The sequence below is a fragment of the Bacillus sp. UNCCL81 genome (assembly GCF_900112535.1).
GTDB lineage: Bacteria > Bacillota > Bacilli > Bacillales > Bacillaceae_G > Gottfriedia > Gottfriedia luciferensis_B.
This window is the reverse complement of record NZ_FOMF01000003.1, coordinates 209,059-220,831: the sequence shown is the minus strand read 5'-3', so window position 1 is coordinate 220,831 and position 11,773 is coordinate 209,059. Positions and strand designations below refer to the sequence as shown.

11 protein-coding genes are annotated in these 11,773 nt (G+C 30.3%); 6 read left to right on the top strand and 5 right to left on the bottom strand.

The window, feature by feature from the left end; translation table 11 throughout:
• Nucleotides 1-321: 321 nt before the first annotated feature.
• The 3 genes from BM319_RS06855 to BM319_RS06845 all read left to right on the top strand — a co-directional run bounded on the left by BM319_RS06855 (nt 322) and on the right by BM319_RS06845 (nt 2,952).
• On the top strand, nt 322-651 hold the full coding sequence (locus BM319_RS06855) for a DUF1904 family protein (RefSeq protein WP_069035465.1): 330 nt from the start codon (nt 322-324) through the stop codon (nt 649-651).
• A gap of 248 nt (nt 652-899) precedes the next feature.
• On the top strand, nt 900-2,258 hold the full coding sequence (locus tag BM319_RS06850; RefSeq protein ID WP_069035464.1) for an arsenic transporter: 1,359 nt from the start codon (nt 900-902) through the stop codon (nt 2,256-2,258).
• 28 nt (nt 2,259-2,286) lie between these two features.
• A complete protein-coding gene (locus BM319_RS06845) occupies nt 2,287-2,952 on the top strand; it encodes a YwrJ family protein (protein ID WP_069035463.1) in 666 nt (221 codons plus the stop codon).
• A 113-nt stretch (nt 2,953-3,065) separates the two neighbouring features.
• On the opposite strand, the gene BM319_RS06840 is transcribed toward BM319_RS06845, so the two are convergent.
• The 5 genes from BM319_RS06840 to BM319_RS06820 form a co-directional block, all read right to left on the bottom strand.
• On the bottom strand, nt 3,066-4,277 hold the full coding sequence (locus BM319_RS06840; RefSeq protein WP_069035462.1) for a DUF4097 family beta strand repeat-containing protein: 1,212 nt from the start codon (nt 4,275-4,277) through the stop codon (nt 3,066-3,068).
• Nucleotides 4,274-4,729 carry a hypothetical protein gene (locus BM319_RS06835; protein WP_069035461.1) on the bottom strand — a complete coding sequence of 152 codons (456 nt, stop codon included), beginning with the start codon at nt 4,727-4,729 and terminating at the stop codon, nt 4,274-4,276. The genes BM319_RS06840 and BM319_RS06835 overlap by 4 nt, the downstream gene beginning before the upstream one ends.
• 14 nt (nt 4,730-4,743) lie before the next feature.
• A complete protein-coding gene (locus BM319_RS06830) occupies nt 4,744-5,205 on the bottom strand; it encodes a hypothetical protein (RefSeq protein ID WP_091021988.1) in 462 nt (153 codons plus the stop codon).
• The gene (locus BM319_RS06825) at nt 5,202-5,750 is read right to left on the bottom strand and encodes an RNA polymerase sigma factor (RefSeq protein WP_069035459.1); all 549 of its coding nucleotides are present in this window, start codon (nt 5,748-5,750) and stop codon (nt 5,202-5,204) included. The genes BM319_RS06830 and BM319_RS06825 overlap by 4 nt, the downstream gene beginning before the upstream one ends.
• Nucleotides 5,751-6,444: 694 nt before the next feature.
• Complete coding sequence (locus BM319_RS06820) at nt 6,445-7,620, bottom strand: CapA family protein (protein ID WP_091021986.1); 1,176 nt, start codon at nt 7,618-7,620, stop codon at nt 6,445-6,447.
• A 389-nt stretch (nt 7,621-8,009) separates the two neighbouring features.
• On the opposite strand from BM319_RS06820, the gene BM319_RS06815 reads away from it, so the two are divergent.
• Genes BM319_RS06815 through BM319_RS06805 form a run of 3 tightly spaced genes read left to right on the top strand, consistent with a single transcriptional unit; the run spans nt 8,010 to nt 11,365 of the window.
• Nucleotides 8,010-8,960 (top strand): AAA family ATPase, encoded by a 951-nt coding sequence (locus BM319_RS06815; RefSeq protein ID WP_091021984.1) that lies wholly within the window; start codon nt 8,010-8,012, stop codon nt 8,958-8,960.
• Complete coding sequence (locus tag BM319_RS06810) at nt 8,961-10,160, top strand: DUF58 domain-containing protein (protein ID WP_091021982.1); 1,200 nt, start codon at nt 8,961-8,963, stop codon at nt 10,158-10,160.
• 17 nt (nt 10,161-10,177) lie between these two features.
• Nucleotides 10,178-11,365, top strand: a complete 1,188-nt coding sequence (locus tag BM319_RS06805; RefSeq protein ID WP_091021980.1) for a hypothetical protein — start codon at nt 10,178-10,180, stop codon at nt 11,363-11,365.
• Nucleotides 11,366-11,773 lie beyond the last annotated feature (408 nt).

The window sequence follows — 11,773 nt, the reverse complement described above, 5'->3', positions numbered from 1 at the left end:
AGGGTCGCAATTCACATTTTAATGTGTATACAAACGAAGAACTAAGAAAAACAATGGCTTGTTTCTTAAACTTCTTTTATTAATCTTAGATTACCACAACTGAAAATGATTATCAATACCAATTATTGGTTTTTTACCATCCACAGAATTACGCTGAATACCAAATGATCAAGATAATATGTTCATTAAGAACTGTGCAATCAAGGTATGATTCACGAAGCCAAATAAATATATTCCATGTAAATATCGTAAAACCCAATTTAGAAAATTAAACTAATTTAATTTTTGAGTTATAATGGGAGAAAAAAAGGTGGGACATTTATGCCTCAATTATTAATTAAAGGGATTTCAACTGATGATATTTGCAAAATTAGTAAGTCTTTAATCGAAGAACTTGCAGTGGTTTGTGAATGTGGAACTGATAATTTTACGATTGATTGTATCCATCCAACTTCAATTTTTAATGGTGAAATTGTAGAAAGCTTTCCATTCATTGAAGTAAAGTGGTTTGAACGTGGAGGTGAAACTAGAGATCGTTTCGCAGCTACAATCGAGAAACATATTAACACATTGAAAATTCCTGAATTTGAAATTGCTTTTATTACATATCAAGAAGATTGTTATTATATAAATGGAAAGAAATTTTCATAATGATATTTCAAAATAATTTAGGTCAGCGTAGCAGCTGACCTTTTTCTTTTGGAAAATTGAGTTTTTTCGGGGCATGTGTACCTATAGGACGATGTCATTTCGGGCAATTTCAACTATGTGGACAAATATACAAACTAAAAAAAATGGTCAATTGACTAAGTACATGATTAGTAAAATTGAATATTAGTATATTAATCGGACAAGTAGGACTCAAAAAAATACTACCGATTAGAGAAAGGTGAATGAAAATGAATTTTGAAATTGCAATGACAGCATTTGTTTTCATTATGACAATGGCTGTCATATTCTGGAGACCAAAAGGAATTCATGAAGCATGGCCTGCTTCAATTGGGGCTATAATCATTCTAGTAACTGGAATTGTTAGCCGACACGATTTATATGACATTATAACGAAAATCGGTGGAGCTTCAATTACAATTATAGCAACAATTGTTATGGCTGTTATTTTAGAGAGCTTTGGCTTCTTTCATTGGTCAGCAGCTCGACTAGTTACATTGGCCAAAGGTTCTAGTTATCGATTATATTGGTACATTCAATTACTATGTTTTTTAATGACGTTACTTTTTAATAATGATGGTAGCATCCTCATTACAACACCTATACTAATAATTCTTTTAAAAAATCTACGCTTAAAACCACATCAACAAATACCCTACCTATTATCAGGTGCATTAATTGCAACTGCTTCAAGTGCTCCAATTGGCGTAAGTAATATCGTGAATTTAATAGGTTTAAAAATCGTACACATGCCACTTTATATGCAACCCTTAATGATGTTTGTACCTACAATGTTAGGCTTATTATTTATGTCGATTATGATGTATTTCGTATTAAAAAGTAAATTTCCAGAAGTGTTACCCGCTTCAACAAATGATATTGAAGAATCCTTTTTTATTAAAAATTTTCATCCGTTAAAAAGTAAAATTTCTGTTGAAACAAAAAGAAAAAGAACAAAGTTTATGCTTAAAATTTTAACTTTTGTATTTGTTATGAGATGTTTACTTTTTGTTGCATCCTTTATTTCAATACCAATTGAAATTGTTGCTGTACTAGGTTCCCTTATTTTACTTATATGGAGATGGTACCATTTAAGAACAAATCCTGTAGATATCTTAAAAAAGACACCATGGCAAATTCTTTTATTTGCATTCTCAATGTATGTAATTATTTACGGACTCCATAATGTTGGTCTAACTGATTTTATTGTAAAAGAAATTGAACCAATCGTTAACCAGGGACTTTTTAATTCCACTTTGGCAATGGGTGGATTAGTAAGCGTTTTGTCAAATCTTTTTAACAATCACCCTGCCCTTATGATTGGCACAATCAGCCTAACTGAAATGGGACTAGATCCAGTGACACTAAAAGCAATCTATCTTGCTAATATAGTTGGTAGTGATATAGGGTCGCTACTGTTACCAATTGGAACATTAGCATCATTAATTTGGATGCACATTTTAAAGGAAAATAAAATTAAAGTAAAATGGAAGGATTATTTAAGCGTCACTATAATTGTGATTCCATTAACAACAATTATTTCATTAATATTATTATTTTATTGGATACAATTATTTTTTGCCCATTAATTTAATTACCCTTTAGGAGGAGATCTACGTGAGTGATGTATCTACATTGCTTGGAGAACAAGTCTCTGTAAGATTATCTGGAGATGTCATATTCGAAGGAATTCTTACTGATTTAGGACAAGATATTTTAGTGCTTTTTAACGGCATAAAATATTATTATATCCCTTGGATGCATATCCATATGGTATATCAAAACAATGAATTAAAAGAAAAAATAGATAACCCTAATGAACCATCCATTACACAAGAAATGGAGACAATTTCATATCGTAAAATTTTACTAAATGCTAAAGGAATATTTTCAGAAATTTATGTAACTGGTAATATAACTTTTCATGGTTATATTATGAACGTATTAAATGATTATCTTGTATTTTACTCACCTGTATTTCATACAATGTATATTTCTTTATCACATTTAAAATGGATCACTCCATATAACCATAGAGTGGTGCCATATAATTTAACAAATGAGACACTAGGGGTACATCCATCTACTACACCTTTACACAGGTCTTTAGAAATTCAGCTTAGAAAAGAAATTGGAAAGCTTGTTATTTTTGATGGTGGAACAGATCCAATGAAAATTGGGCTTTTAAATAAAGTAGATAATAATCAAATAGAACTTTCCGTTGCGAGTGGACAAAATGTTTATCTAAAACTGGGACATATTAAATCTGTACACTTACCTTAGCTGGATATAACCTTTGATACAAAATGTATTTAAAGGTTTTTTTTGTAAAAAAGCAAATACTAATACGTCTTTAGTAAAAAAAGCCCCATACAATATATGGGGCTTTTACTCTTCTAATCTTTATTTACATAAATTGATCCATTTCTCGTTTTTAAATTAAGTTGATGTTCGCCACTTCCAACCATCGCCTTATTGGTATGATTTTCATCTTTATTTTTCATTTTCCATCCAATATTTCCACTAAAACTTCCATCATTTGTTTCCGCATTGATCGTTAGATTGTTATCCTTTAGCAAATCGATTTGAATTTCGCCATCATCAGAAGAAATTTTACTTTCACCATTTAATAATGCATTCTCAACATTAATTGCACCATTATTTGTTTTTGCGTTTACATTACCTTTATAATCTCGTAAGTTAATCTCTCCGTCATATGTCGTAATTTCACTTGTTCCTTCTATATTTGCATGTTCAATCGAAATGCTTCCATCTCTTGTAGTGGAATTTAAATAACCAGACATATTTTTGATTGTAATTTCACCATCTCTCGTTGCAATTTCACTATCACCTTTTAAATTTGCATTCGTTAAGCTGATCGAACCGTTTCTAGTTTTTGCAACTAAGTTACCAGTAACATTCTCAATATTAATTTGCCCGTCATTTGAATTAATGACTGTTTCATTGTCTTTATTTGATAAATTGATAGAGCCATTTTTTACATTTATATTCGTTAAAATGCTTTTAGGCAAATCAATATTTAGATGGGAGCTGTCATCCTTAAAGTGGAAAATCTGATGGTCATCATTACGAATCTCGATAATCAGTTTATCACCAAGTGTTTTTACTGAATAATAATCAGATACTTTTTCACTATCTTCTTTATCACGATCCGGAACTCTTATATTACCATTTACGTTTACTGAACTAGTATCAGTTCCAATTACACTGATTTCACTATTATTAGCGTTAATAATAACTTCATTAATTGATGAAGTGATCGTTTTCGAATCATTTATTTCAATATCTTTAGATTTGAATGTATAACCAATTTCTTTGACAAACAAATGACCAATACTAAATAGTAATGAAACAACCATCATTATTATAAGTAAAAAAATACTAAATCCATGAAAACGGAGTGTTTCTTCTTTTCTTACTAAATTGAATAGTAGTATTTCAATTCCTAATAAAATACAAGCAACTGGCCATGCATTAATAAGAAGCTTCGAATAAGGAATTGAAATAAAATTTTGTAAAAACCATAGTAAACCAATTGCGATTAAAATGATTCCCGCTGTTATAGTGCCAACCTTCCAATTCCTCATACTTCTTTTTTCGACTTTCCAGTTAATAATTTAATACCAAGACCGACAAAAACAATACTGATTAGTAAATTTTGTACTAAATTATAGTCGATAAAGATATTGTAATGTCTAGAAATATAATCAGAAGTGTTCTCTAATAAAGATAAACAACCAAAACCAATTAATACCCAACCAATTAAATACTTATTAAATTTAAATTGATGATGTAAGATAGGCTCATCTACTAATTCAATATCCTCACGATATTTACTATGATATTGAAGTGCATCAAAGTAGCTATAAAATACGATGACTGGTATAAAAAATCCAAAGCTTGAAATTAGATGGGTTAAAAATACTGTACCGAAAAATAACAGCATAAACTGCAATCCTCGACTCATTAATCCTAAATAAAAATGGCCAAGACCAGGTAAGATTGATAATAAATAAACTAATTTTTTACGTTTTTTCAATGTTTGTACCTCCATTATTTTTTATTTCCTTTCAAAATTTTTGGAATTGGAATTGATAATTTAATTTCTTCACTTTTTTCAATTAACGAAGACGTCTGATCAATCGTTTGTACAACGTGACGATTGGAATTTGTAATCCGTTCAGTTAATTGAAATTGGAAGAATAAAAATGTTGCTGCAGCAGCCAACACTAAATGGATTAAGCGAACTTTTTTTGAATTCGTTTTAGATTTATTTTCATTTGTTTTTTCCGTAATTTGTATTGATTCAGTTTGTTTCATTATTTCGTTCACTAGATCATCTGAAAAATGAAATTCAGGTGGATTCATCCATTCCTTGTCTAATTCATTTAAAAGTTCAAGCTCCGCCTGGCATGAGATACATTCATTTAAGTGCTGTTCAAGCAAAAGAGATTCTTTATTTGAAAGCTTCTTTTGTTGATACGATAATAATTGGTCAGAAGTTAAATGTTTCAAATGATCCCTCCTTTATGCTTGTCTTTAATTAATCGTTTAGCTCGATATAAACGTGATTCTACAGTTTTAACGGCTACATTTAATTTCAAAGCTATTTCCCCATAAGTAAGTTCTTCAAAATAATATAATTTCAATACATCGCTATATGCCTGTGGCAATTCAATTAAATATGAATGAATAAGTTCTTTATCAATCGTTTTTAGTAAAGCTTCTTCAGGTGATAATAAATTCTCTTCTGGTAAAGTAGAAAGTAATTCACTAGTTTCATTTTCCTGTTGTTTTACTTGTTTTCTTTTAAAATCAATTGCTTTATTCATTGTAATTCGATAAATCCATGTGGCAAAACTAGATTCTCCGTTAAAGTTTTCGAGAGAACGATACAATTGGAGAAAGACTTCTTGCGAAATATCTTCAGCATCCTTTTGGTTATTTGAAACTTTCAATGCTACTGCAAATACCTTTGATTGGTATCTTACGATTAATTCTTTAAATAGTTGATGATTCCCCTTTACTATATTCCTTACTAATTGTTCATCCGACTCCATTGCATCACCTCTTTTCCTCTTCCATAACTTTAGACGAAGACAAATTTAAAAACCCTGCAAAAAAATAAACAATTTTTTAAAAAAGTTTTTCAAAAGATTTTTTCCTAGTTGAAATGTACGCTAAAAATCATTAAAACAATTATTAAGTAGTTTGTGAGAAAATACTTATTTAATGAATAGAAAAAAAGCTTATATTGTGGCATATAAGCTTTCCGGATTGTTTCGTCAGTAGTGAAGATTATTAGATGTAAAATTTTAATGTAAAAATTTATGTAATCAAACATTTTTTTGTAATTTTTTTGTGCTTGAACTGATTTTATTTTGTTTTGGTCAATTCTTCATCTACTTTAATTGTGAATTGCCTTGTTTATTTGCGATTCTCTGATTTTAATTGCGATTTGTATTTTTTATTTGCGATTCTCTGATTTTAATTGCGATTTGCCTTTTTTATTTGTGATTCTCAGATTTTAATTGCGATTCGCCTTTTTTATTTGCGATTCTCAGATTTTAATTGCGATTTGCCTTTTTTATTTGCGATTCCTAGATTTTAATTGCGATTTTCCTTTTTTATTTGCGATTCTAAGATTTTAATTGCGATTTGCCTTTTTTATTTGCGATTCTCAGATTTTAATTGCGATCAGACTTTTTATTTGCGATTCTAAGATTTTAATTGCGATTTACCCATTTTACCGTTTTAATTTTGAACCTCAGGAATACTTTTTAAATCCTTAATATTTGTTCGCATATGGTTCATTATTTCGTTGTATCTCATTTTGCCATTTTTTAGATTAACTTCATTAATATTTTCCAAAGACATAATTTTAAAATTGCGATTATCACGATAGTAATTATAAGTAGGAAAAAAACTTGGATTTTCTAGTTCAATTTTTACATTTTGATCAGTTCGAGTTTTAACCACATCAATTGTACCCATTCCACCAATTAACTCATAAATTTCATCTTGAGCTGATAAGTAATTTCCTAATGAATAAAAAACAATTGATTTATTCCCCATTTTTCCAGTGATCCATGCCGGCGGTTGCAGGACGTGTGGATGATTTCCAATAATAATTTGAACTCCCATATCAGCCAATTGTTTTGCAAGATTCTTTTGGGTATTGTTTGGCATTCTTTCATATTCAATCCCCCAATGCATAGCAACTACTACTACATCTGATACTTTCTTTGCCCTTGCAACATCACTACGTATTTTGGCAAGGTCGATCAAATTTACTAAATAATCTTTTCCTTTAGGAACGGGAATCCCATTTGTACCAAATGTGTAAGCAAGAAATGAAAATCGAATATTATTTTTATTTATCACTCTAATTTGGTCATGATCTGCTTGTGATTTAAAAGCCCCTGTATATGGCATATGAATAGCGTCCCAATGGGAAATTGCACTTCGTATAATTTTTTCACCTCGATCAAGCGAATGATTATTGGCCAGTGTTACAAAATCAACCCCAGCCCCTTTGAGTGCATCTCCAACCTCATATGGACTGTTAAACGCTGGATAAGTAGATAATCCGAATTGCTTTCCCCCAATCATCGTTTCTTGATTTGCTACTAAAATATCTGGCTTTTCCATCGTTTTTCTAACTTCATCAAACATTTTATTAAAGTTATATACACCATTAGGAAGCCTAGCATCTTCATATACTTCATTATGAATTAACAAGTCACCCACGGCACCAACAGTCACCTTTGTAACTTCCTGATTTATTTTTTTTATAGGCTCTTTTGGCTCTTTAACTTGTTCTGTATTTTGTTTATCTTCTTTTACTTTTTGTTCATCTTGATTATTTTTTGTACACCCGCAAACTAAAGCAAAAAAGCAGGTAGCTAATACTATCATTATTTTTTTCATCTTTTTCTCTCCTGTTAAAGCGAGGTTCAATGGAATGCATGGTATAGGAAAAGACAAAACAATCCGGAACCTTTAATTAATCATATTTTTATCATCATCATCATTTAATACTCTTTATGATTCTTAAAAACTTTAGTCTGTCACTGGCGTTTCAGAATTTCCGTCTTTTAAGCAATTTCCATTTTTTAGCAAACAAACATTATATTCTACAGTGTTTTTTTTTAAATATCAACTAATATTTATTGTTCTCTTTAATAGATTTTAAAAATTGAGAATTATTGGACTTTACTATTGTTTAACTATTAAAATAATAGCATATTCTACAATTTTTTCGATTTTTAAATAGAATTAATAATGCTTAAAACGTTTTAAAAGATAAGGAGAGAACTATGAATAGATCAGTAAAGTTATTGGAATTAAAGAAAGAGATTAGTCACGTGATAATTGGTAAAGAAGATGTCGTTGAAATGATTTTCATTGCTCTTATTAATAATGGGCATATTCTATTGGAAAGTGTCCCTGGTACTGGAAAAACACAGTTAGCTAAAAGTTTTGCCAAAACGATTAACGGTTCATTTAAAAGAATTCAATTTACTCCAGATTTATTACCTAGTGATGTAACAGGTATTCAATTTTTTCATCCAAAAGAACAAGACTTTCAACTTCGAATCGGTCCTGTTATGACGAATATTTTATTAGCAGATGAGATTAATCGTGCTACACCTAGAACCCAGGCTAGTTTATTAGAAGTAATGGAAGAACGCCAGGTAACAATCGATGGAGAAACGATTCCTCTCCCAAATCCGTTTATCGTGATAGCAACCCAAAATCCTATTGAATCACAACAAGGTACATTTCCATTACCTGAAGCACAAATGGATCGATTTTTCATGCAAATTAGTTTGAAATACCCTACATTTGAAGAGGAAAAAAGTATTATGAAGTCTTATCGTTCAAATACTCCATTTTCGAATTTAAAAAATGTACTAACTTTAGAAGAAATTGATGAAATGAAAGAACAGGTGAAGACTGTTACAATTTCGGAAGAAGTAGAGGATTATATTTTAAACATTATTCATACTACAAGAAATCATGAAGATATTCAACTCGGCATTAGTCCTCGTGGTACATTGGCACTAATGAGAGCTTCACAAGGTAAAGCATATATAAACAATAGATCATTCGTCACTCCACAAGATGTGAAGGATGTTGCGATTTATCTCCTTTCACACAGATTAGTCTTGACCCTTGAGGCATCCATAAAGAAAAATGCTACACAAGTTATAGAATCAGTTTTAAATCAAGTTGAAGTTCCTGTAGAAGCTGGAGCTGGTCAATAAATGACTTGGAATAAAGAAATACATGGCAAAAATTCACTTGATATCTTAATTATTTTCGGGGTCATATTTCTAATCATTAATGTCTATCAATCTTCTTATTTATTAATGTTTTTAGGAGGATTTTTAATCATTATTAGTTTGATGAGTCGATACTATTTAAAACATATTGCTGATCACCTTGTCATCGAAAACGACAAGGAACCCATTCGAGTTTCCGTCGGAGAGCAATTTAATTTACCTATTAAGATAACCCAGAATCATTGGTTACCAATTATTAACGCAACAGTTCGAATAAAATTAGAACCTATAGTAGAAAGTATAAATTTTAAAGCAGTTAGTAGCGATTCAAATTTAGAACTAATGATCCCAATTCAACTAAAAGGTAACGAAACGATTCAGATTACATTACCGCTCTCAGCTAATAAACGTGGTGTTACTAGAATTAAACAAGTAGAATTAAAAATTTCTAATTTCTTCAGTTTAGGCTATCTATATTTGACCTATAAACCATTTTTACATAAAGAAATTATTATTTATCCTACTTTAATTCCTGTACCTCAAATTGATCAAATAATTTCAACTAACTCATATGGTAGTTTTGTAACAAATACTAGTATGTTTGAAGATTTTCTAGCTCCGATTGGAACAAGAGACTATGTCTATTCGGACTCATTTCATCGAATTCACTGGAAAGCTAGTGCTAAAACTCAAGTTCTTCAAACGAAAATTTATGAAAAAACTGCTGACTATTCAATTACATTTATTATCAATTTACGAGATACTCATCATGATAATTTTAGATTAAGTATCATTGAAAACATCGAATCAATTGCTAGTAATATTGCCTTTATAGTCCAATACGCTGCATTAAAAAATATTAATTATGAAATATTTCTAAATTTGAACATGGAAAGTGGCGTTCCTGTTTATCATTTACCAATTGGTGGAGGTAAATCTCAACTAGGTAAAACTTACGATATTCTTGCTCGAATTAATGGTGCAAGAATGACTCAGCCGATTGATCGATTACTACATTACGTAGAAAAGCAACAACGAAAATCTCCTGTAATTATTTTATGTGGCCCGTTCAGTAAGCATGGAGATCGATATTTCACTCAAATGCGAAAACGTGGCCAAAGCATCTATTATCTACAAGATGATTTAGAAAGTCCAAAGCTTGTTCCATTTGGACAACATTAAGTCGAAAGGATAATGAAATGATTTTACGTTTACTTTCTACATACTTTTTTTCATTAGAATATCTATTACTCTATTTAATCGTTCTATTTATATATGAAGCAAAAAATCAACTGCCACCTACTTTGGCAATCATTTGTATTTTTATGATTGGAAATCTATTTTTACATTACTCATTACGAAAGGCTCAAGTATCACGAGTTATTCCGTATCTAGCAGCCATTATTTCTGGAGGAATCAGTTATACTCTTGGCTTAAATTCAGTGACATCTATTTTATGTGCTAGCTTTATCTATTTTCGACTTGAAGCTTTTCTTAAAGACACTTCGTTATGGATCGAAGAACGAAATAAATTACAAATCACTTTTTATTTAACGAGTTTGATCGTCCTCTTTTTTGGCTGGACTTCACATTACTCTCATATGAGTTTGATATTATGGATCATAATCATTTTTACAATTCTATTTAGTTTAGGTAGATATTTTCAACAAGCTGTCATTACCCAAACTATTAATAACTATCGAGGAATTATAGGATCAATTAGTATAGCAGCACTGCTTACTGGTACCATAATGTTAATATTACCGATCTTAAAGTGGGCGATTTTTAAATTACTAGACGGTTTATTTAGTGCAGTTGGATTTTTAGGAACTCCTTTTTTTAACTATGTAGATCACATCACTATAAAAGAGAAAAAAATTAAGCTAGGTCAAAATTCAAGTGCTGAAGATAAAATTCCACAAAATATACGTAATCACCATTACATTTTAGAGTCGACTCCTACTTGGGTATGGTTATTATTACTGATGATCGTTTTAATCGTAATTTGGCTAGTTATAAGAAAGCTTACTTATATACGTAATGAAAAACATACTGTTAAACAAAAAATCAGCATCGAATATAATGCAATACCAGAACACAAGAGGAAAAAAAGACGATTTTTCAAACACTCTGCCCCAACAGAGCAAATCAGAAAACTAATCTTCCAACTTCAAAAATACGCCTCTAAATACAAGATGGGGCGAAACCAAAATGAAACATTAAAAGAGTGGTTGGAGCGAATACAAATTCCGAATGAAGATGAACTAATTAATGCATATAACTCGGTTCGCTATGGTAAAGGTGAAATAAAGGATATTGAGAAGTACGAAGAACAAGTGAAAAGAATCAAGGAAAAGATTAAAAGCAAGATTAAGGAAGAAGATTAAGGAAGAAGATTAAGAACAATTGAACCCAAACCTTTTATTTAGGTTTGGGTCCTCACGCTTTTGAAAATGTTGAGACTACGAATAAATCTGTGTAGTGCAATTAAATATGCTATTACTGCAATTAAATCTGTTCAAGTGCAATTAAAGTAGCCATAACTGCAATTAAATTTGGCAAATCCGCAATTAAAAAAGTTAAATCTGCAATTTAAACTTTAAAAACTGCAAATAAAGCTTGGCATCATGAGAAAATAGTTTATTAGATTCGATAAAATAGAAGAAATAACTATAATTTGAATAAGAATCATTCAAAACTAAACATTATCCAGTAAAAGTAAGGTTGATTTGAAGTTTATATTAAAATTATTATCACGAAAAAAACACAAACCATAAATTTAGGTTTGTGTCCCC